Source organism: Alcaligenes sp. Marseille-Q7550 (assembly GCF_965112015.1).
Map to the genome: position 1 here is coordinate 1 of NZ_CBCOPU010000004.1, position 21,730 is coordinate 21,730.

At 66.6% G+C, this 21,730-nt stretch carries 19 protein-coding genes and 2 pseudogenes; 10 read left to right on the forward strand and 11 right to left on the reverse strand.

Features of this window, described 5'->3' with window-relative positions:
• Both ACWPWO_RS18320 and ACWPWO_RS18325 read right to left on the reverse strand, forming a co-directional pair.
• The coding region (locus ACWPWO_RS18320; protein ID WP_454007822.1) for an alpha/beta fold hydrolase at positions 1–724 on the reverse strand (724 nt) is incomplete at its 3' end.
• Between the two features lie 26 nt (positions 725–750).
• Positions 751–2,664: a xanthine dehydrogenase family protein molybdopterin-binding subunit gene (locus ACWPWO_RS18325; RefSeq protein ID WP_454007823.1), complete on the reverse strand. Its 1,914-nt coding sequence runs from the start codon at positions 2,662–2,664 to the stop codon at positions 751–753.
• On the opposite strand from ACWPWO_RS18325, the gene ACWPWO_RS18330 reads away from it, so the two are divergent.
• A complete protein-coding gene (locus tag ACWPWO_RS18330; RefSeq protein WP_454007824.1) occupies positions 2,635–2,781 on the forward strand; it encodes a hypothetical protein in 147 nt (48 codons plus the stop codon). The genes ACWPWO_RS18325 and ACWPWO_RS18330 overlap by 30 nt on opposite strands.
• Before the next feature lie 176 nt (positions 2,782–2,957).
• Here ACWPWO_RS18330 and ACWPWO_RS18335 read toward each other — a convergent pair whose 3' ends face one another.
• On the reverse strand, positions 2,958–3,155 hold the full coding sequence (locus ACWPWO_RS18335; RefSeq protein WP_454007825.1) for a hypothetical protein: 198 nt from the start codon (positions 3,153–3,155) through the stop codon (positions 2,958–2,960).
• Between the two features lie 354 nt (positions 3,156–3,509).
• Between ACWPWO_RS18335 and ACWPWO_RS18340 the strand changes: the two genes are divergently transcribed.
• Genes ACWPWO_RS18340 through ACWPWO_RS18350 form a run of 3 tightly spaced genes read left to right on the forward strand, consistent with a single transcriptional unit; the run spans position 3,510 to position 6,807 of the window.
• Positions 3,510–3,986 (forward strand): (2Fe-2S)-binding protein, encoded by a 477-nt coding sequence (locus tag ACWPWO_RS18340; RefSeq protein ID WP_454007826.1) that lies wholly within the window; start codon positions 3,510–3,512, stop codon positions 3,984–3,986.
• The gene (locus ACWPWO_RS18345; protein ID WP_454007827.1) at positions 3,983–6,208 is read left to right on the forward strand and encodes a c-type cytochrome; all 2,226 of its coding nucleotides are present in this window, start codon (positions 3,983–3,985) and stop codon (positions 6,206–6,208) included. The genes ACWPWO_RS18340 and ACWPWO_RS18345 overlap by 4 nt, the downstream gene beginning before the upstream one ends.
• The gene (locus ACWPWO_RS18350) at positions 6,103–6,807 is read left to right on the forward strand and encodes a c-type cytochrome (protein WP_454007828.1); all 705 of its coding nucleotides are present in this window, start codon (positions 6,103–6,105) and stop codon (positions 6,805–6,807) included. The genes ACWPWO_RS18345 and ACWPWO_RS18350 overlap by 106 nt, the downstream gene beginning before the upstream one ends.
• 89 nt (positions 6,808–6,896) lie before the next feature.
• On the opposite strand, the gene ACWPWO_RS18355 is transcribed toward ACWPWO_RS18350, so the two are convergent.
• From ACWPWO_RS18355 to ACWPWO_RS18385, 7 genes are all read right to left on the reverse strand, one after another.
• The gene (locus tag ACWPWO_RS18355) at positions 6,897–7,376 is read right to left on the reverse strand and encodes a VOC family protein (protein ID WP_394061551.1); all 480 of its coding nucleotides are present in this window, start codon (positions 7,374–7,376) and stop codon (positions 6,897–6,899) included.
• 55 nt (positions 7,377–7,431) lie between these two features.
• Positions 7,432–7,980, reverse strand: coding sequence for a DUF924 family protein (locus ACWPWO_RS18360; RefSeq protein ID WP_454007829.1), 549 nt, complete (start codon positions 7,978–7,980; stop codon positions 7,432–7,434).
• Positions 7,981–8,025: 45 nt separating this feature from the next.
• Positions 8,026–8,814, reverse strand: a complete 789-nt coding sequence (locus tag ACWPWO_RS18365) for an ABC transporter ATP-binding protein (protein ID WP_454007830.1) — start codon at positions 8,812–8,814, stop codon at positions 8,026–8,028.
• Entirely contained in the window at positions 8,811–9,578 is a 768-nt protein-coding gene (locus ACWPWO_RS18370) for an ABC transporter ATP-binding protein (RefSeq protein WP_394061557.1), read from the reverse strand. Before ACWPWO_RS18370 ends, ACWPWO_RS18365 begins: the two co-directional genes overlap by 4 nt.
• On the reverse strand, positions 9,575–11,479 hold the full coding sequence (locus tag ACWPWO_RS18375) for an ABC transporter permease (protein WP_454007831.1): 1,905 nt from the start codon (positions 11,477–11,479) through the stop codon (positions 9,575–9,577). Before ACWPWO_RS18375 ends, ACWPWO_RS18370 begins: the two co-directional genes overlap by 4 nt.
• A gap of 232 nt (positions 11,480–11,711) precedes the next feature.
• Positions 11,712–12,929 carry an ABC transporter substrate-binding protein gene (locus tag ACWPWO_RS18380; RefSeq protein ID WP_394061561.1) on the reverse strand — a complete coding sequence of 406 codons (1,218 nt, stop codon included), beginning with the start codon at positions 12,927–12,929 and terminating at the stop codon, positions 11,712–11,714.
• 267 nt (positions 12,930–13,196) lie between these two features.
• Positions 13,197–14,108 carry a LysR family transcriptional regulator gene (locus ACWPWO_RS18385; protein WP_454007832.1) on the reverse strand — a complete coding sequence of 304 codons (912 nt, stop codon included), beginning with the start codon at positions 14,106–14,108 and terminating at the stop codon, positions 13,197–13,199.
• A gap of 188 nt (positions 14,109–14,296) precedes the next feature.
• On the opposite strand from ACWPWO_RS18385, the gene ACWPWO_RS18390 reads away from it, so the two are divergent.
• The 6 genes and pseudogenes from ACWPWO_RS18390 (at position 14,297) to ACWPWO_RS18415 (ending at position 20,956) form a co-directional block, all read left to right on the forward strand.
• Positions 14,297–15,907 carry an ABC transporter substrate-binding protein gene (locus tag ACWPWO_RS18390; RefSeq protein WP_454007833.1) on the forward strand — a complete coding sequence of 537 codons (1,611 nt, stop codon included), beginning with the start codon at positions 14,297–14,299 and terminating at the stop codon, positions 15,905–15,907.
• A 34-nt stretch (positions 15,908–15,941) separates the two neighbouring features.
• Entirely contained in the window at positions 15,942–16,919 is a 978-nt protein-coding gene (locus tag ACWPWO_RS18395) for an ABC transporter permease (RefSeq protein ID WP_454007834.1), read from the forward strand.
• Position 16,920: 1 nt separating this feature from the next.
• Positions 16,921–17,841, forward strand: a complete 921-nt coding sequence (locus tag ACWPWO_RS18400; RefSeq protein ID WP_454007835.1) for an ABC transporter permease — start codon at positions 16,921–16,923, stop codon at positions 17,839–17,841.
• Positions 17,842–17,912: 71 nt separating this feature from the next.
• Entirely contained in the window at positions 17,913–18,827 is a 915-nt protein-coding gene (locus ACWPWO_RS18405; RefSeq protein ID WP_454007860.1) for an ABC transporter ATP-binding protein, read from the forward strand.
• Between the two features lie 74 nt (positions 18,828–18,901).
• Positions 18,902–19,836: pseudogene (locus ACWPWO_RS18410) on the forward strand (ABC transporter ATP-binding protein).
• Positions 19,833–20,956 (forward strand): annotated as a pseudogene (locus ACWPWO_RS18415) (M20 family metallopeptidase). The pseudogenes ACWPWO_RS18410 and ACWPWO_RS18415 overlap by 4 nt, the downstream one beginning before the upstream one ends.
• Positions 20,957–20,965: 9 nt before the next feature.
• Here the strand turns inward: ACWPWO_RS18415 and ACWPWO_RS18420 are convergent.
• The gene (locus ACWPWO_RS18420; RefSeq protein WP_454007836.1) at positions 20,966–21,553 is read right to left on the reverse strand and encodes a hypothetical protein; all 588 of its coding nucleotides are present in this window, start codon (positions 21,551–21,553) and stop codon (positions 20,966–20,968) included.
• Between the last annotated feature and the right edge of the window lie 177 nt (positions 21,554–21,730).

Consider the following 21,730-nt stretch of genomic DNA (forward strand, 5'->3'; position numbering starts at 1 on the left):
TCACGCCTGGGATCAGGCTCTGGATTTCCGCAATGTCCTCGGCGCGGATCACGTCGCCGCGTTCGGCCACCATCAGCATCACCGGCACCTGGATCTGGGGGAAATCCGCGTGCACATCATCGGTGTGGAAGCCCTCGAAGCTGGCCAGGATGGCCGGCTCGTGGCAGGTGTGCAGCCACTGGGCGCGCAACTGCAGCTGCTCCTCGGTCCAGGTCGGGCAGAAGGCGCGCATGTCCTCGGCCGTGCATCCCTTGCGGGCCATGGCCATGGAATCCACGTACCAGGGCAGCTTGGATGGATAGGCGCGGCGGCCCGGACCGGATACGGGCGGATCCACCATGACCAGGCGGGTCAGACCTTCAGGATGGGAGCGGGCGGCACGGGCCCCGATACGGCCGCCCATGGAGTGGCCTACGATGGCGTAGCGCTTCAGGCCCAGGGCCTTGGCGAATTCAATGACGTCGGCCGCCTGGGCGTCCAGGCTGTAGTCCATGCCCTCGGCCGCCTCGCTCAGGCCGCGGCCGCGCACGTCCAGCACGTAGGTGTCGAAATGCCGGCCGAACTGCTCGCCGACAAAACCCCAGGTCACCGCAGGGCTGGTGATGCCGGGGATGATGATGACCGCATCGCGGCCGGCGCGCTCGCCGGTCGAACCGCCGTAACGCAGGTAGTGCTGGCGGATGCCGTTCGCCTGCACATGGCCACCATAAAGATATGTACTCATTAAACTGTCCTTGGGTTGAAACACGCTCACGCCGTGGCTGCCTGGTTCGCAGCGGCCAGCGCGGCCCGGACCACGTCCGGAGTGAAAGGCACCCGCCGGAAGCGCCGGCCGGTGGCGTCGAAAAGAGCATTGGCAATGGCGGAGGCGCAAGGCACGGAGGCGGATTCGCCCGAGCCCATGGGCGCCTCGGACTGCCGATCCATCAGGATGACCTCGATGGGGGGGATGCGCGGAAAATCGATGATGGGATAGGCTCCCCATTCGGCGCTGACCACGCCGCGGCCATCAAAAGAGACTTGTTCGTACAGCGTACGGCTCAGGGACTGGATGACATTGCCGTGTATCTGATGGCGCACCCCCGCCGGGTTGACCATCTGCCCGGTATCCTGACCGACATAGATCTGGTCCACGCGAATGAGGCCGCTGTCCGCATGCACGCTCAAGTCCACCAGCCATGCCGACCAGGCGGCGCCGAAACCCGGGAACTTGCTATGGATGTAGCGGGCATAGGACAGGCCGCGGCCATGCAGCCACCCCTGCTCATCCGGCACGCCCCGCGTACCCATGCGGCCGGGCCGCCACTGGCCGCGATCCGCCACGGCCTGCAGCAGCTCCTGCGCCCGCTGGTCCCGGTCCAGGTAGCGCAGGCGATACTCCAGCGGGTCGGCCTTGGCCTCGAAGGCCAGCTCGTCCAGGAAGCAATCGTGCGCAAATGAATTGGGCATGGCCGATACCCCGCGCAGCCAGGAGGCGCGCACGATGGCGGGCATGTCGTTACAGACCACGTGCAGGCTGGGATAGCTGTAAGGCGGCACCGCCGTGCGGTCGCCCATCTCCAGCTGGCGCGGCGCGGCGCTTTCCCGGCCCGTCAGCAGCAGGGCCAGGTTGGGCGCATCGTTGGAAGGATAATGGGTGGCGAAATCATAATGACGCAGGCGGCCCTCGGTATCGATGGAACCTTCCACGTCCATCAGCTGGGCCGTGCCCTTGGGCTCCCAGCCATGCTCCTGCTCGCGGCTCAACTGCACGCGCACCGGCGCGCCCACCGCCCGAGACAAGAGCAGAGCGTCGGCGCAGACATCATCGGCGCAATTGCGGCCGTAGCAGCCCGCCGCCTCATGGCGGATGATCTCGATGCAGCCTTCGTCCTCATCCAGCAACTGGCTCAGGTGCACGCGCAGCATGTGCGGATTCTGGCTGCCGGACCAGACCCGGCTATGGCCGGGCTGATAGTGCGCCACCGCGCAGGACGGGCCTATGGAGGCGTGCAACTGATAAGGCCACACATAGGTGCGCTTCAGGCGCCTGCCCTCCGGCGGCAGGACGGGATGGTCCGCCCGCGTGTCGCAGAGCACACGCTCGGTCATGGGCTGGCGGCGTATGGCCTGTTCCACGTCGCCCATGTCCGCCAGGGCGGGAATGGGCTTCCAGCGCACCTTCAGTTCCTTGGCGGCGCGCATGGCATGCTCTTCGCGGCGCGCGACCACGCCGATGAAATCGCCCTCCACCACAACGCGCAAGTCCGGCGCGATATGACGAATGGACTCCTCGTCCACGGACTCCAGGCTGCAACCGACAAAGTCGCCGCTGTCCCGCCCCACATAAGGCGGGCGCACCACGCGGCCGTGCAACATGCCCGGAACGCGCACGTCGTGCACGTAGACCCACTGTCCCAGCGCCTTGCCGGGAATGTCCACGCGGGGCTGGGGCGTGCCGACGATGCGCAGCTCGCCGACCGGCTTGGTGACGGTATCGTTGTCCAGCTGGGCATGCAGCTTGCGGCCCCGCAGCGCATCCCAATAGGAAAGGCTGCGGCCATCCAGCGCCGTGATCAGGCCGTCCTGCACGCGCAGCTCGGCGGCATCCAGACGGCCTTGAGCCAGATCGTGGCCGACGAGCTGGACGTGCCGATGGAGCGCGTGCAGATGGTGCTGGGTCATACGGACGCGGTTCCCAACCAGGGACCCACCATTGCCAGCGCCTCCATCCAGATCCACGCCGCGCCCTTGCGCAAGGCGGCGGCGCAGGCTCGGTGCCCAGGTCCACGTGTCCGCTGAACGCGCGCACCCAGCCCTGCTCGGAAACGGCGACGAACACATCATCATGCGCCTGCAGGTAGTCGGAAACCACGCCCGGCTGGCCCGGCGACGGGCGGGGCGGACGCGCGGGCGCGCGAAGGATGAGCAAGGTTCCTTCAGCCTGCAAAAGCTCTTGCTGCTGGCGTCGCGGCGCGTCATAGGACATCGGACTCTCCCTGGTTCGCTGCACGACCGGCAATGGCCGGCCGCTGCACGGGGTCGGCATGAACGGGCGCCATCCGCGCCCACACTTCCACCACAGCCCCGATCATCAGCGTACACACCCTATAAAAAATGAAAAACACGGCAAACACGCCGTTTTCAACCATCACTATAAATAGAAAATCAAGCACTCAATAATCAGTGTAAACCCTATTAATTTTGCTAGATACAGCGAACTCAAGGGTCTGTCGGCCTGCTTGTCGCCAAATGCGGTAAATTGTCGCACCTGATCTATTTACTCAATAATTTAAAGTGTATACACTTAATTTAAGTGTATCAACTCCGATGCAACGGAAGAGCTGCGTCAGGTTCGGATCCGGCACATGGCCAGGACTCGGCAGCCGGGGGGCTGTCGCCGGCGCAAAGCCGTTCCCCTGCGGCCGGCCAGCTCTTATAGTTGAACGTGCAAATAAAACCGAACCTCCGTTTCCAGGCCAGGGTTCACGCAACCCGGGCGCCAGCGACGAATTAAAGGTGAAGCTTCCATGGCCTCTCGCTCCCGCCCGCATTCGCTGCGGGTCAATCAACAGACGCACGTCATTGACGTGGAACCCGATACCCCGCTGCTCTATGTACTGCGCAACGATCTGGAACTGAACGGTCCCAAGTTCGGCTGCGGCCTGGGCGAATGCGGCGCCTGTACGGTGCTGGTGGACGGCGTGGCGGCGCGCTCCTGCGTCGTGCCCGTCAGCATCGTGGAGCACCGCCAGATCACGACGCTGGAAGGGCTGGCCCTGAACGGCCGCCCCAATCCCGTCCAGCAGGCCTTCATCGACTGTCAGGCGGCCCAGTGCGGCTATTGCCTCAATGGCATGATCATGACCGTGCAGGCCTTGCTGAACCGCAATCCGCAGGCGACCGAAGAACAGATCCGGGACGAGCTGCGCTACAACCTGTGCCGTTGCGGCACGCACGTGGAAATCATGCAGGCCGCCATGCGCGCGGCAAAGGCCATGCGATGAGTCATCTCGCCCAAGCCGCCCCGCGTCCGGAACTGCCCGGCCTGCCCGCCTCCACGCCCTGTCTGCACGGCGTGGTGCTGCGCCCGCCTTATTGGCACTATGCGGACGGCGCCTATCAAGGCGCGCAACTGCAGACGCTGGATGCGCAGGCCGCGCTGCAGGTGCCCGGGGTGGTGGCCTGCGTGCGCAAAGGCAACTTCGTCGGCGTGCTGGCCGCGCAGCAGGAACAGGCGCAACAGGCCTGCTCCTTGCTGGACGCCCGCTGGGCCACGCCCGTCGGCCAGGCCGGCCCAAGCCTGGAAGCGAATGCCGGCGCCGGCCAGGCGAACGGGCCGGCCCACGTCTATGAATGGCAGCGTGGCGCCCTTGGACTGGGACCCGCCTGGGCCGTGGCCTGGCACGACGGCGACACCTTGCGCGTCTGGGCCCGCACCCGCCGTCCCGCCGCCTTGATGACAGAGCTGCAAGCCCTGAGCGGCCTGCCGGCCGAACGCGTCATCGTGCTCGATCCCGGCCATGATGCGGCTGAGGCCTATGACTGCGCCATGGACGCGGCCGTCATGGCGTTTGGCCGCGCGCAAGCGGTGCAAGTGCGCGCCGCGCATGGGGAACCGGCCATACGCCTGGCCGTCCATGACGACGGACGCTCCCACGCGGAACTGGCGGAGCAACTGCAGGCTGCGCACTGGCGCCTGAACACCCTGGACAGCACGCGTCCCTCGCTGGCCGCCGTGTTGTGCGGCCAGGGCTCGCTGCCCGCCGCCGGCCCCCAGGCCGTCAGCGATTACTTCTCCCAACCGCTGGCGGCGCACGACGGGCAGGCGGCCGTCGGCGATCCGGACAGCGTGGCGCACGCCACCATCTTTGCCCAGGAATCGCAATTCGACCAATACTGTCACGAACGCGGTCTGGACCCGCTGCAGGCGCGCCTGGACCGCGTGACCAGCCGGCAGGGACGGGAACTGCTGGAGAGCGTGGCCCGCCAATCCGACTGGTCCGGCGCGCCGGCCCGCCAGGACGGTGTGATCCGCAAGGGCCGCGGCCTGGCCTACAGCCACGTCGTGGAACGCCAGCCGGGCGAGACGACGCGCGAACAATGGTCGGCCTGGGCCGTGGACGTGAGCGTGGACACCCACAGCGGCCGGCTCAGCATCGACAGGCTGACCATAGGCCACGACAGCAGCGCCCTGGCCGAACCCGGCGTCCAGGCCGAAGCGCCGCCCGCCCTGGCGGACCGCCTGAGCCGCTGGGCCCAGCAACTGCTGGCGCCAGCCGCGCGCGCGGAAACCGGCGAGCAGCGGCGCGCGCCCGAGCCGTCCCGGCCCAGCGTGCAGCTGGTCAAACGCGAGCAGGCGCTGGAGCGGCCCATGGCCTGGAGCCAAGGGGTGGAGCTGCCCGCCGCGGCCGCCATCGCCAACGCCGTATTCAACGCCACCGGCGTGCGCCTGAACAGCGCTCCCTTCGCCATGGACGCCCTGGCCCTGGATTGCAAAGGCCCGCAGGGCGCGCCCCGGCGGCGCAAGCCATGGCTGAGCGGACTGCTGGCCGTGGCCGCCGGCGCGGTGGTCAGCGCCATGCCCTGGCGGCCCGCCATCGCTCCGGTCGCGCACGTGGACACGTCCATATTTTCCGACCAGGCGATCGAACGGGGCCGGCTGGTCGCCATTGCCGGCGACTGCATGGTCTGCCACACCGCCGAAGGCGGCCAGCCCAACGCCGGCGGCCTGGGCCTGGAGACGCCTTTCGGCACCATCTACACCACCAACATCACCCCGGACAAGGAAACAGGCATAGGCTCCTGGAGCTACAAGGCCTTCGAGCGGGCCATGCGCGAAGGCATACACCAGGACGGGCGCCACCTGTATCCCGCCTTTCCCTACACGGCGTTTGCCAAGATCAGCGACGAGGATCTGCAGTCCCTCTATGCCTATCTGATGACGCAGGAACCGGTGCACGCCCCGAACAAGAAGACCGAACTGCCCTTCCCCATGAACATGCGCCCGCTGGTGGCCGGCTGGAACCTGCTGTTCCATCGCGACAAGCAAGCCTATGTGCCGGACGAAAGCCAGAGCACTCTTTGGAATCGGGGCGCCTACCTGGTCAACAGCAGCGGGCATTGCGCCGCCTGTCACACGCCCCGCAACGCCCTGGGCGCCGAGAAAGGCGGCGCAGCCAATTTCCTGGCGGGGGCTTTGCCGACAACTGGGAAGCGCCCGCCCTGAACGGCCTGTCCCGGTCTCCCATCCCATGGACCGAACAGGAACTGTTCCAGTACCTGCGCACCGGCTATTCGCCGCGCCACGGCGTGGCCGCCGGACCCATGGGCCCGGTCGTGGCCGGCCTGGCGCAACTGCCCGAATCGGACGTGCGCGCCATGGCTCACTATCTGGCCAGCCTGAATCCGGTCGACGCGCAGCAGGAAAGGGAGCATGCCGCCCAGGCCGCCCGCCTGGAAGAGGCCAGCCGCGCCAATCAGGCCGTGATGCTGATGCCCGGCGAGAAGCTGTTCAACGGCGCCTGCGCCGTCTGCCACGATCCGCGCGGCGGCCCGGTGCTGTTCGGCGCGCGGCCTTCGCTCGCCCTGAACACCAATCTGCACAGCGACCACCCCGACAACGCCATCCAGGTGCTGATGCACGGCATCACGCGGCCCGCCCAGCCTTCGCTGGGGTCCATGCCGGGCTTCAAGGACAGCATGAACGACCAGCAGATGGAAGAGCTGCTGGTCTACATGCGGGCGCGCTTCGCGCCCGACAAGCCGGCCTGGAGCGGCCTGAAGGAAAAGATCGCCGCGATACGCGAACAGAAAGGGCATCTCTGACGGCCCTGGCCGGCTCGATCAGAGGCGGTTCAGGCTGTTCTTTCCGCCAGGATGCCGGCGTCCCCGCGGAGACGCCGGCATTCGCGGGCTCAGCCGCGCCGGGCTGCTTCGATGGCGGCAATATCGATCTTGCGCATGTCCATCATGGCCTCGAAGGCGCGCCGGGCCGCTGCCGGATCCGGATCGGCGATGGCCTCGGTCAGGATGCGCGGCGTGATCTGCCATGACACGCCCCATTTGTCCTTGCACCAGCCGCAGGCGCTTTCCTGCCCGCCGTTGTCCACGATGGCGTTCCACAGACGGTCGGTCTCGGCCTGGTCCTCGGTCGATACCTGGAAGGAAAACGCCTCGTTGTGCTTGAAGGCCGGGCCGCCGTTCAGGCCCAGGCAGGCAATGCCCATGACGGTGAACTCCACCGTGAGGATATCGCCCTGCCTGCCGGCCGGGTAGTCGCCGGGCGCCCGGTGCACCGCTCCCACCGAGCTGTCCGGAAAGGTCTGGGCGTAGAAGGTCGCGGCCTCCAGGGCGGCGCCGTCGTACCACAGGCATATCGTGTTCTTGCTCGCCATCTGGGTTCTCCCAAAAAAGAACTTCGTTTTGACGCAGGGACCCCGGAAAAGGAGATCAGCCGGCAAAGCCCCCAGTCTGCAGGAACTGCATTTCCTGCTCCGTGGTCTGGCGGCCCAGGATGGTGTTGCGATGCGGAAAACGGCCGAAACGCTGGACCACGTCCAGGTGCTCCTCGGCATGGTCCAGCCAGGGCCGGCCGATCTCCTGGTTCAGGCGCACGGCTTCCTGCTGGTCGGCCAGGCTCTCCGAATGTGAATAAGGCAGATAGCAGAAGACGCGCCGCTCGACGGGGATCTGCTTGTCCAGCCCCTGGGCCACCATGGCCTTGGCCAGGTCCAGCGCCTTGGCGTCCGTGGCGTACATGCGCGGGGTGTTGCGAAAAGCGTTGCGCGGAAACTGGTCCAGCAGGATCAGCAAGGCATAGGATCCCGACGCGCTGGCGGCCCAATCGTCGAACTCGCCCCTGGCGGCGCGTTCGTGCCAGTCCAGGAAGCGCTCGCGGAACTGCTGGTCGAACTGATCGGATTTCCGGAACCAGCTCTGCGGTCCGGCCTGGACCCAGAAATCGATCACGGCCTGGGGATTGGGGGTCGTCTCTTGCATGCGTTTCTCCTGGGGCAAGGCAGGCCGGTCAAGAGACGGCCCGCATCAAACGGTCAGGTAGGTGCGCCGGATTTCATCATTGGCGGCCAGTTCCTGCATGGCGCCACTGTACCTTATCTGCCCCTTTTCCAGCACATAGGCCCGGTCCGAGACCAGTTCGGCGAAATGCAGGTTCTGCTCGGACAGCAGGATGCTGACGCCCTGCTGCTTGAGCTCCAGAATCATCTGCGCCATCTGTTCGACGATCACCGGCGCCACGCCTTCGGACGGCTCGTCCAGCAACACCAGGTAGGGATTGCCCATCAGGGTGCGGGCCACGGTCAGCATCTGCTGCTCGCCCCCGCTCATCTGCCCGCCGGGCCTGTCCTGCATGCGTCCCAGGTTGGGGAACAGTTCGTAGAGCCGCTCGGGACGCCAGCGCGGCGCAGCCGAACCGTCGGGCCAGCGGCGCGCGGGCTGGCGCCCCACTTCCAGATTCTCCGTCACGGTCAGGTCCGCGAAGACCCGCCTGTCTTCGGGCACGAAGCCCAGCCCCGCCCTGGCGATCTCGAAGGGCTGGCGTCCATGGATGGCCTGTCCCATGAAGTGAACGTCGCCCGTGCAGCGGGCCATCAGGCCCATGATGGACTTGAGGGTCGTGGACTTGCCGGCGCCGTTGCGCCCCATGAGGGCGACCACCTCGCCGCGCCGCACCTGCAGGGACAGGTCGAACAGGATGTGCGCCGCACCGTACCAGGCATTGAGGTCCTGGACCGACAGCAATGGCTGCGCCGCATCGTTCCGGCCGGCCTGCGCCGGCAGCGAGGCGGGATTTGCGCTTTGGCTCGTGTTCATGCCGTTTCCTTTTTCTCGAAGGTCTTGCCGGTGCCGAAGTAGACCTCCTGCACCTTGGGATGGTTGCGGATATGGTCCGCATCGCCTTCGGCCACCAGCCGGCCGCGCGCCAGCACGATCATGCGGTCGGAATGCTCGAACACCACGTCCATGCTGTGTTCGGTGAACAACACGCCCATATTGCGCTCGATCACCAGCTTCTTGGTCAGGCGCATCAGCTCGTTGCGCTCGCGCGGCGCCATGCCGGCGGTGGGTTCGTCCATCAGCAGCAGGCGCGGATCGTTGGCCAGCGCAATGGCCAGCTCCACCCGCTTGACGTCGCCGTAGGCCAATTCGCTGCAGGGTCGGTCGGCCTGGGCCTGCATGCCCACCTGGGCCAGCAGCTCCAGCGCGCGCTCGCGCTGGAATCGGGCCGCCGGACGCCAGAAGGAAAACACCTTCTTCTGGTGCGCCAGCAAGGCCATCTGCACATTCTCCACCACGGTCAGGGAGGCGAAGGTGGCGGCGATCTGGAAGGTGCGCCCCACGCCCAGCGCGGCGATGCGGCGCGGCGCCAGACCCACCAGTTCCTGGCCTTCCAGCCGTACCGAGCCGGCCGTGGGCGCGAGCTGGCCGCCCACCATATTGAAGGTGGTCGTCTTGCCGGCCCCGTTGGGCCCGATCAGCGCCAGGAACTCGCCTGCATGCAGGTCGAACTGGATGCCGTCCACCGCCACGTTGCCGCCGAAGGCCTTTTTCAGATCACGTACTTGCAACAGGCTCATGGCTGCGCCTCCTGGGCGGCGGGCCGCGCGCGGCGGTCCGCCAATTGCTTGAAGAAACCGGCAATGCCTTGCGGGAAGGCCAGCACCAGCAGCAGGATCACTCCGCCGAACAAGGCTCGCCAGTACTGAGTGATGCCCAGGAAGAAATCCTGCAGCAGCGTGAACACCACCGCGCCCACCACCGGACCGACCAGGGTCTGCAGGCCGCCCAGCAGCACCATCACCAGACCGTCCACCGATTTGTTCACCGCAATGACCTCGTGCGAGACGCTGCCCTTGGCAAAGACGAACAGCGCGCCCGCCAGACCCGCAAAAGTGCCGGCCAGGATGAAGGTCAGCCATTGCACGCGCTTGACGGGGATGCCGATGGCTTCGGCGCGCAAGGCCGAATCCCGGCTGGCGCGCATGGCGTAGCCGAAGGGCGAGAACAGCACCCGGCGCAGGAACAGCGCGGCCAGCGCCACCAGCGCCAAGGCGAAGTAATAGTAGCGGTCGCCCGACAGCCATTCGGAGGGCCAGATGCCCACCACGCCGTTGGAGCCGCCCGTGAAGCTGTCCCACTGGTAGACGATGGACCAGATGATCTGCGCGAAGGCCAGGGTCAGCATGGCCAGGTAGACGCCCGACAGGCGCACGCAGAACCAGCCGAACACCAGCGCGCCCACGCCGGCCACCAGAGGCGCCAGGGCGATGGACCAGCCCATGGACAGGGCGGCCGCCTTGAGCAGCAAGGCGGCCGCATAGGCGCCCAGGCCGAAATAGGCGGCGTGGCCGAAGGAGTTCATGCCGCCCGGCCCCATCATGAAATGCAGGCTGATGGCAAACAGCGACACGACCAGGATGTCCAGGGCCAGCACGGGCGCATAGGGGAACCATTGCGTCAGCATGGGCAGCGCGGCCATGACGACCAGCACCGCCGCGACCAGGACCCGGAACGCCAGGCCGCTGGGCCGCAGCGGAGCCTCGATGGGCGCGGAATTGCGGCTCACCGCCTGGGGCCGCCCGAACAGGCCCCAGGGCCGGAACACCAGCACCACGGCCATGAAGATGAACTCCACCACCAGCGTCAGCTTGGGGAAGGCGAAATCGACGCCGAACAGCGTCACGGTGCCCAGGGCGATGCACAGCGCCTTGAGCTCGGCCACGATCAGCGCGGCCACGTAGGCGCCAGGAATCGAGCCCATGCCGCCGACCACCACGATCACGAAGGCGTCGCCGATCACGCTCAGGTCCAGCAGCAGGTTGGCCGGCTGGCGCGGCAACTGCACCGCCCCGCCCAGGCCCGCCAGAAACGCGCCCAGCGCGAACACGCCGGTGAACAGCCAGGCCTGGTTCACGCCCAGCGCGCCCAGCATCTCGCGATCATGCGTGGCGGCGCGCACCAGCACCCCCCAGCGGGTGCGCGTCAGCAGCAGCCACAACAAGCCCAGCACCACCGGCCCGATCGCGATCAGGGCCAGGTCGTATACGGGGAAGAAGCGTCCGGCGATGGATACCGAGCCGTTCAGGCCGGGCGCCAGGGGGCCCAGCAGGTCCTCCGGCCCCCAGATCGCCAGCGCGGCGTCGTTGATGACCAGCACCAGCGCAAAGGTGGCCAGCAGCTGGAACAGCTCGGGCGCCTTGTAGATGCGCCGCAACAGCACGATCTCCAGCAGCGCGCCCAGCGCGCCCACCAGCAGGGCCGCCGCGATCAGGCCGCCCCAGAACCCCAGCGCCGATCCGCCCAGGAACTGCACGGCGGAGTAGGCGATGTAGATGCCCAGCATGTACAAGGAGCCATGCGCGAAATTGACGATGCGCGTCACCCCGAAGATCAGGGACAGGCCGGCCGCCACCAAGAACAATGACGATGCCTCGGCCAGTCCGTTCAGGAACTGCACCCACAGAGCCGATAAGGCCATATTGCCTCGCGTGAGAAGAAGTGGCGCGCCCCCCGGCGCGCCGGTCTACAGAAAAGCCTGAGCCGCCAGGAGCCTATGAACCAGGTCGGAAAGCGGCACTTGCGCTTCGGAATGAGGTGCAAGGCGCAAACCGCCGCGACAGCCCTTGCCATCGCAAGGATTCACAACACCGCGGATCATCCGGACCCGCAAAGGCGCGCGACGCGGGGACTGGTTCAGAGGCCCCCTTGCATTATTGATTGGCGGCTTCGGGGCGCCATTGGCGCACCTGTTCATCCGTGGGCTGCACGTCCTTGCCGTCGGCGTAGCGGATGTTGGTCATGATGCCCTTGCCGTCCTTCTTGGCCAGCACGCCCACATAGGCGCCTTGCGTCGATTGCTGGTCCTGGGTGCGGTAGGTGATGGGGCCGAACGGCGTCATCAGCTCCAGGCCGCGGAAGGCCTTGATCATGGCTTCCGTGTCCGTGGAGCCGGCCTTCTCGATGCCGGCGGCCAGCGACAGGATGGCGCTGTAGCCGATGATGGTGCCCAGGCGCGGATAGTCCTTGTACTTTTCCTGATAGGCCTGCAGGAACTTCTGGTGCTCGGGCGTATCGATGGCATACCAGGGGTAGCCGGTCACGATCCAGCCCTCGGGCGTCTCTTCGCCCAGCGGATCCAGATACTCGGGTTCGCCGGTCAGCATGCTGACCACGGGCATGTCCTTGTTGAAGAAGTTGCGCTGGCTGCCGGCCCGCACCAGGCGCGCCAGGTCGGAGGCGAACAGCACGTTGAAGATCGCATCGGGCTTGGCTTCGGACAGCGCCTGCACCACCGCCCCGGCGTCCACCTTGCCCAGCGGCGTGGCCTGCTCGGCCACGAACTCGACATCCGGCTGCGCTTGCTTCATCAGCGTCTTGAAGGTGGCCACGGCGGACTGGCCGTATTCGTAGTTGGGGTAGACGATGGCCCAGCGCTTCTTGTTCAGCTTGACGGCCTCGGGCACCAGCATGGCCACCTGCATATAGGTGGAATTGCGCAGGCGGAAGGTATAGCGGTTGCCGTCCGCCCACACGATCTTGTCCGTCAGCGGCTCGCTGGCCAGGAAGAAGACTTTCTTGTGCTTGGCGAAATCCGTGATGGCCAGGCCGATATTGGACAGGAAGGTGCCGGTCAGCACGTCCACCTTGTCGCGGGAGATCAGCTCTTCGGCCGCGCGCACGGCGTCGCCCGGATTGGAATTGTCGTCCTTGATGATCAGCTGCAGCTGCTTGCCGTTGATGCCGCCGGCCTGGTTGATCTGCTCGACCGCCAGTTCCATGCCGTTCTTGTACGGCCCGAGGAAGGCGGGCTGCGTCTTGTAGCTGTTGAGTTCGCCGATCTTGATCACGCCGTCTGCGACGGCGGCGCCGGCCAGGGTGTTGAACACCAGCACGCCGGCCAGTTGTGCACCTGCAACCATCTTCTTCATTGTCTTCTCCGTGGGCTCGTGAAGCGAAAAAAGGTTTCGACTACCTGCCTTGTTTTAGTGATTTGAAGTGTACACATAGCGATTTTGCGAGTAAATCGGCCATGGCCTAGGGATATACCCTTGAACACTTCAACCCTGAAACATGCCAGGCCGTGCACAATAGTCTAAATTGCATGGAACATAGAACGGATCCAGCAGAAAAAGGCCTTGGCCGACGAAGAGGAGCAAATAAAAATATTCAGCGCCTACGCTTAATAAGCCAGACTATTACCGCGGCGCCGCCTCGCTGACTTCGTGCACGCGACGAATCATGAACTCAATAAACTGCTCCATCATATCCGGCAAAATGCGCCCCGACATCACCTGAACCTGTATGGTGCGCGCATGCATTTCCGTATTGCGCAGCGGAATGGCCACCAGGCGGTTGGGCCGCAGGCGCTCGGAGATCGATACATAGCTGGCGAACAGCACCGCCTGGCTGTCGCGCACATAGGCATGCAAGGCCTCGGCGTAATTGCTGAAAACCCGCGGCTGCAGGTTCAGGCCCGCCATATTGGACGCCAGCTGGAACAGGCGGTAGGTGGACGTGTTCTCGTCGGTCAGCGCCAGGGGATAGTCCACCAGATCCTTGAGCGACAGGCGCCGGCGCTCGGCCAGCGGATGAGTCTGGGACATGACGGCCAGGGCGGCGGCGCTGTGCGCATAGCGCACCTGCACGTGGTCGGCGGGCGTGGTGCTGAACGTGACCGCCATGTCGGCCTCGCCGGCCGCCACGCGCTCGGTGGCGCCGCGCGCGCTGTCCACCCAGATGCGGAAGCGGCAACGGGGATGCTTGCGCCCGAAAGCGGCGATGGCGCCCGGCACCAACTCGTTGGCCAGGCCCTGCGTGCAAGCGATGCGTATGGGGCTGCGCTCGGCGCCGCGCAAGGCGGCGATCTGCTCGAAGGCGGCTTCGGTTTCCAGCAAGGAGCGGCGCACATGGCGCAGCAGCAACTGTCCGGCCTCGGTCAGGCGCATGCCGCGCGCGCTGCGCTCGAACAGCGGCGTGCCCAGGCGCTGCTCCAGGGCGGAGATCTGCCGGCTGATGGCCGAGATCGCCACGTGCAGGGACTCGGAGGCCGCGCTCAGGCTGCCGGTCTGGGCCACTTCGTAAAAGTATTTAAAAGCCAGGCTCTGCACGCCAATTCTCCCTAAAAATCAGATTCCGCGCCGGGTTTGCATCCTAGGGAAGTCTAGGGTTTTCCCGCACAAAGCTTTCTAATTCAGGCAAATCATTCTCTAAATATTCTAATTGTATAGAAACATGACGCCTCCTAGAATAAGCCCTCGTTTTCGATAACACCTATTACATAGGGGACTCGCTGCCCATGAAAAAGCCATTGCTCACCACCCTGGCCGCCGGCCTGGCCTGTCTGTTCGCGGGCGCCGCTTCCGCCCAGACCCTGAAGATCGGCCTGGCTTCCGAACCCACCGCCGTGGACCCGCACTACCACCAGACCACGCCCAATGAGGCGTTGATCTATCACATCTTCCAGCCCCTGGTGGCCATGAGCCCGGACATGAAGCTCACGCCTGCGCTGGCCAAGTCCTGGGAAGCCACGGACGACACGACCTGGACCTTCAAGCTGGACGAGCGCGCGCGCTTCTCCAATGGCGAACCCTTCACCGCCCAGGATGTGGTGTTCAGCTTCTGCCGCATCCTGAACAACGAGACCGCCATCGGCGGGGGCCTGACCAATGTGGCCCGCCGCATCGTGGCCATCGAGACGCCCGACGCCCACACCGTGCGCCTGAAGACCGCCGCGCCCTATCCCGTGCTGCCCAACGAGCTGGCCCGCGCGCCCATGATCTGGAGCGGCATCGCCAAGCACGAGCAACTGCGCTACGCGCCCAAGGAAGGCTGCGGCGTCACCAGCCCCTGGCCCACCGTCGCCGATTTCAACAAAGGCGACCTGGTGGTGGGCACCGGCCCCTACCTGCTCAAATCTTATGTGAAGGGCTCGGGCATCGTGCTGGAGCGCAATCCCCAGTACTGGGGCGAGGCGCCCGCCTGGGAGCAGGTGCGCATGACAGCCGTGCCCGCCGCCGGTCCGCGCCTGACCGGCCTGCTGGCCGGCGACTTCGACCTGATCGAGAACCCGGCCGCGCGCGATCTCAAGCGCATCAAGGACAGCGGCTTCGCCTACACCGTCAAGCCCTCCGTGCGCGTCATGTTCTTCCAACTGGACGCCGGCCGCGAGCAAAGCCCGCTGGTCAAATCCCCCAAGGGCGACAATCCGCTGCAGAACGCCAAGGTGCGCCAGGCCATGTCGCTGGCCATCGACCGCAAGGCCATCGTCGAGCGCATCATGGACGGCGTGGCCGAGCCGGCCAACCAGTTCATCCCGCCGGGCATGTTCGGCTCCATCGAAGGCGCGCCCCCGCTGGAGTACAACCCCAAGAAAGCCAAGGAGCTGCTGGCCGAGGCCGGCTACCCGGACGGCTTCGAGCTGACGATGTCGGACACCAACGACCGCTACATCAACGACGCCCAGCTGACCCAGGCCGTGGCCCAGTACCTGAGCCGCGTGGGCATCAAGACCCAGGTCGACACCATGACCCGCTCGGTGTACTTCCCCAAGCGCGCCAAGCTGGAGATGAGCGCGTCCCTGGGCGGCTGGGGCTCGGAGACGGGCGAGGCCAGCAACTTCCTGCAGTACTGGATCACCACCCGCAACCCCGAGCTGGGCGTGGGCAGCAGCAACTACGGCCGCTACTCCAATCCCGAGCTGGACAAAGTCTACCTGGAGGCGGTACGCACGCTGGACGACGACAAGCGCAGCGCCCTGCTGCAGCAGGCCGTCAAGATCGCCCTGGACGAGATGCCCAGCATCCCGCTGCACTTCGAGAGCGGCGTATGGGCCTATCGCGGCGACATCCAGTATGAAGGCCGCGCCGACCAGCGCACCATGGCCACGGCCGCGCGCCCTGCCCGGTAAGGCCTTGCAGGACTGATGAGTAAGGAGTAACGCATTGGCCATTTTCATTGTCCGCCGCCTGCTGCAAAGCGTGCTGGTGCTGCTGGCCGTGTCCGTCGTGGTGTTCGCCGCGGTGTACGCGGTGGGCGACCCCATCGAATTGCTGGTCAGTCCTGACGTGGGACGGGCCGAGCGCGACGCGCTGATCGCCCGCCTCGGCCTGGACCTGCCGCTGTGGCAGCAGTATTTCCATTTCCTCTCCCGGGCCCTGCAGGGCGACCTGGGCACCTCCTTCGTGCACGGGGTGTCCGCCGTGGAGCTGATCCTGCAGCGCTTTCCGGCCACGCTGGAGCTGGTGACCGTCGCCATCGCCCTGACCTGCCTGCTGGGCATCCCGCTGGGCCTGGTCGCCGGCCTGTACCGCGACCGGTGGCTGGGCCGGGGCATCATGGGCGGCTCCGTGCTGGGTTTTTCCCTGCCCAACTTCTGGCAGGGCATGGTGTTCATCCTGCTCTTTGCCGTGTGGCTGGGCTGGCTGCCGGCCTCCGGCCGGGGTCCCACGGTGGACGTGCTGGGCGTGCCCTTCAGCCTGTTCAGCGCCGAAGGCTGGCGCCACCTGGCCCTGCCCGCCGTGAACCTGGCGGTGGCCAACATCGCGCTGATCCTGCGCATGACGGCCTCGGGCGTATCGGAAGCCCAGAGCCAGGACTACGTGCGCTTTGCGCGCGCCAAGGGCCTGCGTCCGGGCCGCATCGTGCGCCGCCACATCCTGCGCAACATCCTGATCCCGGTGGTCACCGTGATCGGCATGGAATTCGGCTCGCTGATCGCCTATTCGACCATCACCGAGACCGTCTTTTCCTGGCCCGGCATGGGCAAGCTGCTGATCGACAGCGTCTATCAGCTGGACCGCCCCGTCATCGTGGCCTATGTGATGCTGGTCACGCTGCTGTTCGTGCTGATCAACCTGATCGTGGACATCCTGTATGCCGTGCTGGACCCGCGCGTCCAACTGATGGAGCCCAGCGCCTGATATGAAAAACCCCAATCACATCCAGACCCCGCCCGCCCGGGTAGCCCCCCTGCAGCAGACGCCCCAGCGCCGCCGCATCCTGCGGCGCCTGCACGCCCGTCCCAGCGCGCGCCGCTGCCTGTGGACCCTGGCCATCCTGATCGCCATCGTGCTGGCCGCGCCGCTGTTCGCCCCGCAGAATCCTTATGACCTGCTCTCGCTGGACATCCTGGACGGCCGCCTGCCGCCGGGCTCGACCAATATGGACGGCCAGGTCTACTGGCTGGGCACCGACGCCCAAGGGCGCGACATGCTCAGCGCCATCCTCTACGGGCTGCGCATCAGCCTGCTGGTCGGACTGGGCGCCGTGGTCCTGTCCACGCTGATCGGCTCGCTGCTGGGCCTGCTGGCGGCCTTTCGCGGCGGCTGGGTGGACACCGTGGTCATGCGCTGCGTGGACTTCATCCTGGGCTTTCCGACCATTCTGGTGGCGCTGGTGCTGCTGGCCATGCTGGGGCGGGGCATCGACAAGGTGATCATCGCCCTGGTGGTGGTGCAATGGGCCCACTACGCCCGCATCATGCGCGGCCGCGCCCTGCAGGAACGCCGCAAGGAATACATCGAGGCGGCCCAGAACCTGGGCTTTCCCGCCTGGCGCATCATGCTGCGCCACCTGATGCCCAACTGCCTGGGCCCCATCATGGTCTTTGCGACCATACAGATCGCCACGGCCATCACGCTGGAGGCCACGCTGTCCTTCCTGGGCGTAGGCGTGCCCGTGACCGAACCCTCCCTGGGCCTGCTGATCTCCAGCGGCTTCGAATACCTGCTTTCGGGCGACTACTGGATCAGCATCTTCCCGGGCGTGGCCCTGCTGCTGCTCATCCTGTCCATCAACATCGTGGGCGATCGCCTGCGCGAGAGCCTGGACCCGCGACGCTAAATGACTCCTGATACCCCCTACTCCATGTCGAAGGCCTGCAGACGGCCTTCCATACCGAAGACGGCGCCTGGCTGGCCGTGGACGGCGTCGAGCTGACCGTGCGCCGCGGCGAAATCCTGGGCCTGGTGGGCGAATCCGGTTCGGGCAAGTCCGTGACGGGCTTTTCCCTGCTGGGCCTGATCGACCCGCCCGGCGAGGTCATTGCCGGCCGCGTCCTGTTCCAGGGACGCGACCTGCGCGCCCTGGACGAAGAAGGCATGCGCGCGCTGCGCGGCGACCGCATCGCCATGATCTTCCAGGATCCGCTGATGACGCTGAACCCGGCGCTGAAGGTGGGCGAGCAGATGATGGAGGCCATCCTGACCCATCATCCGCGCACCCCGCGTCGCCAGGCCCGCCAGCGCTGCGTGGAAGCGCTCGCCCAGGTCGGCATCCCGGCGCCCGAAAGCCGCCTGGACCAGTATCCGCACGAGTTCTCCGGCGGCATGCGCCAGCGCGTGGCCATCGCCATCGCCATGATGAACCAGCCCGACCTGATCATTGCCGACGAGCCGACCACCGCGCTGGACGTGACCATCCAGGCCCAGATCCTCTACCAGATGCAGACCCTGTGCCGCGAGCACCAGACGGCCATGATCTGGATCACCCACGACCTGGGGGTGATCGCCGAACTGGCCGACCAGGTGGCCGTGATGTATGCCGGCCGCATCGTCGAGCACGGCCCGGTCGCCGAGGTGCTGGCCCGGCCGGTCCACCCCTATACCCGCGGCCTGCTGAACTCCATGCCCGGAGCCACCGCTCCCGGACAGCGCCTGCAGCAGATCGACGGCATGGCCCCCACCCTGACCGGGCGGGAGGCAGGCTGTACTTTCCGCCCCCGCTGCCCCCGCGCCAGCGAGCGCTGCGGCCAGTCCGCACCCGAGATCCGCCGCCACGGGCGGCAGGACTACCGCTGCTTCCACCCCTTGATCAACGAGGCATCATGAGCACGACGCCCGTCATCGAACTGCGCGGCCTGCGCAAACAATTCAGCCGCACGCCGGACCTGGCCTACAAATTGATGAAGGCCCTCGGCCAAGCGCCCGAGCTCCCCACGGTCCATGCCGTCAATACCGTCGACCTGAGCATCGCCGCCGGCGAGGTGGTCGGCCTGGTGGGCGAATCGGGCTGCGGCAAATCCACCCTGGGCCGCATGGCGGCCGGCCTGATCCGGCCCTCGGCGGGACAGGTTCTGTACAAGGGCCGCGACGTGGCCGGCCTGGGCCCCAAGGACAAGCTGGACTACACCCTGGGGGTGCAGATGATCTTCCAGGATCCGCAAGCCTCGCTCAACCCGAAACAGAAACTGCACCAGATCCTGGGCGAGGCGCTGCACGTGCACAAGCTGGCGCCCCGCCAGGACATACCGGCGCGCGTGGACCAGGCCCTGGCTGAAGTGGGCCTGGCCGCCGAATACCGCGACCGCCTGCCCCATCAGATCTCGGGCGGGCAGCGCCAGCGCATCGGCATCGCCCGCGCCCTGATGGTGCAGCCCGACTTCCTGGTGTGCGATGAGCCCGTGGCCGCCCTGGACGTGTCCATCCAGGCGCAGGTCATCAACCTGTTCATGGACCTGCGCAGTCGCCACGGCTTCACCTACCTGTTCATCAGCCATGACCTGGGCGTGGTGCGCCACATCTCCGACCGGGTGGCCATCATGTACCTGGGCCGCATCGTGGAGATGGCGCCCACGGCCGAGATCTTCAGCCATGCCGCGCATCCCTACACCCAGGCCCTGCTGGCCGAAATGCCCGACGTGCAGCGCCGGCGGCGCGAGTTCGCCCCCATCCAGGGCGAAATCCCCTCCCCCTGAAGCCGCCGCCGGGCTGCACCTTCCATCCGCGCTGCCCCCTGGCCACGGACCTCTGCCGCCAGGCCGCGCCCGCCCTGCAAACCATTGGGACCGGCCACCAGGCCGCCTGCCACCATATCCGACCACTCAACGCCACGCCATGACCACCGACACCATCACCGACGCCCTCGTGCAGCAGATAGAACGCTGGACGGGGCTGGAATCTCCTTCCCACGACCAGGCCGCGCTGCAGGCCATGGCCGCTTTGATCAGCCAGGACGCCCGCGCGCTGGGCCTGGCCGTGCAGGCCGTGGACATGGGCGATGCCGGCGCCCCCTGCTGCATATACACAACCGCCCCGACGGCGACGAGCGCGAAGGCATATTGGTCCTGGGCCACTACGACACGGTGCACCCGCTGGGCACGCTGGAGAAGAATCCCGTGCGGCGCGAGGACGACCGGCTCTACGGACCCGGCATCTACGACATGAAGGCCGGCGTATGCCTGGCGCTTTCCGCCCTGGGCGCAGTCGCCGGGCAGACCCGCCTGCCCGTGGACATGGTGCTGCTGCCCGACGAAGAAACCGGCAGCCATCTGTCCCGCCCCCATACCGAGGCGTTTGCGCGCCGCTCGCGCTATGCGCTGGTCTGCGAACCCGCCCGCGTCGAAGAAGGCCGCTGCGTCACCGCCCGCAAGGGCACGGGCTTCATCCAGGTCGCCGCCCACGGGCGCCCGGCCCACGCCGGCATCCAGCACCAGAAGGGCCGCAACGCCATCGAGGAAGTCGCCCACCAGGTTCTGGCGCTGCAGGCCCTGACGAACTATGAGCGCGGGGTGACGGTCAGCGTGGGTACGATTTCGGGCGGCACGACCCCGAACGTCGTGCCCGAGCATTGCAGCATCCGGGCGGACTTCCGCGTTCCCGACGCGCAGGCGGCCGAGGCGCTGCGCGAACAGGTCCAGGCCCTGCGCGCCGTCAATCCGGACGTGAAGCTGGAGGTGACCTTTTCCCTGAACCGGCCGGCGATGTCCCGCACCGAAGCCACCGCCGGACTGCTGTCCCGCTGCCAGGAATTCGCCCGCCAGGTGGGCCTTGCGCTGGAAGAGGCGCCCATGACCGGGGGCGCCAGCGACGCCAACTTCACCGCGGCGCTGGGCGTGCCCACGCTCGATGGCCTGGGAGCCGACGGCGACGGCGCCCACACCTTGCGCGAACACATCCTGGTGTCCACGCTGGCCTTGCGCCGCGCATTCTGGATGGAAACCCTGACCCGCCTGGACTGAATCCCGGATTCAGCCGCTGCGCACCTCGTGGATGTGCTGGCCCTTGCCCGGCAGGTCATACAGGTGGGGCGTGCGGGTGGGATTGAAGTCCGTCCACTGGCCGTCGGCCCAGGTGCCCTGGGCCCATTCGATGGCATAGCCCCCGTTGCTCTGCAGCACCTCCACCACGCCGCGCTCGTCGGCCTGCCCCTGGCGGGCGGCCAGCATCACGCCCGAGACCCGGTTCAAGGGGTCGCGGCGGCGGTCGCGCCCGCCCAGCCGCGTGATGCCGCCGGAGATGGCGCCCACATAGGCCCCCAGGGCGATGAAGGCAATGAGCACCAGCGGCGGCCACTGGGTCAGGCTCAGCAGCCACCAGCCCACCAAGGCGCCCGAGATCACGCCCAGCGCCACGCCCAGCAATGCCCCCCGGCCGCCTCCGCGCGAGGCCTTGTCCGTCGCCCTGTCTCCGCCTATGGGGTATTGGGCGTGCTGGCCGCCGGGCTTCAGGTAGAAGATCTGCATGTCCTGCATGGCCAGGCCGTACACCTGCAGGGCCGTGAACGCCTTCTGGGCCTGCTCGAAAGTATCGAATTCCGCTGCAATGATGCGTTCCATGTTCGTACTCCCATGTCTGAGATCATGTGGACGCCCAGCAATTTTCATTCCCCGCCGCGGCTCGGTTGGGGAAATCCTTTATAAGCATTCTTGTGGATATATATATGTATAAACAATTTTGACGGTATATTCATGGCATAAGAAACAGTGCCGCGGCACAGCACGCGTCACATTCAA

Coding starts and splice junctions, on each gene's coding strand:
- ACWPWO_RS18420 (WP_454007836.1), bottom strand. CDS start 21,553: ATGGAACGCATCATTGCAGCGGAATTCGATACTTTCGAGCAGGCCCAG.
- ACWPWO_RS18345 (WP_454007827.1), top strand. CDS start 3,983: ATGAGTCATCTCGCCCAAGCCGCCCCGCGTCCGGAACTGCCCGGCCTG.
- ACWPWO_RS18380 (WP_394061561.1), bottom strand. CDS start 12,929: ATGAAGAAGATGGTTGCAGGTGCACAACTGGCCGGCGTGCTGGTGTTC.
- ACWPWO_RS18370 (WP_394061557.1), bottom strand. CDS start 9,578: ATGAGCCTGTTGCAAGTACGTGATCTGAAAAAGGCCTTCGGCGGCAAC.
- ACWPWO_RS18355 (WP_394061551.1), bottom strand. CDS start 7,376: ATGGCGAGCAAGAACACGATATGCCTGTGGTACGACGGCGCCGCCCTG.
- ACWPWO_RS18390 (WP_454007833.1), top strand. CDS start 14,297: ATGAAAAAGCCATTGCTCACCACCCTGGCCGCCGGCCTGGCCTGTCTG.
- ACWPWO_RS18375 (WP_454007831.1), bottom strand. CDS start 11,479: ATGGCCTTATCGGCTCTGTGGGTGCAGTTCCTGAACGGACTGGCCGAG.
- ACWPWO_RS18365 (WP_454007830.1), bottom strand. CDS start 8,814: ATGAACACGAGCCAAAGCGCAAATCCCGCCTCGCTGCCGGCGCAGGCC.
- ACWPWO_RS18360 (WP_454007829.1), bottom strand. CDS start 7,980: ATGCAAGAGACGACCCCCAATCCCCAGGCCGTGATCGATTTCTGGGTC.
- ACWPWO_RS18340 (WP_454007826.1), top strand. CDS start 3,510: ATGGCCTCTCGCTCCCGCCCGCATTCGCTGCGGGTCAATCAACAGACG.
- ACWPWO_RS18330 (WP_454007824.1), top strand. CDS start 2,635: ATGGAGCGCGTGCAGATGGTGCTGGGTCATACGGACGCGGTTCCCAAC.
- ACWPWO_RS18400 (WP_454007835.1), top strand. CDS start 16,921: ATGAAAAACCCCAATCACATCCAGACCCCGCCCGCCCGGGTAGCCCCC.
- ACWPWO_RS18325 (WP_454007823.1), bottom strand. CDS start 2,664: ATGACCCAGCACCATCTGCACGCGCTCCATCGGCACGTCCAGCTCGTC.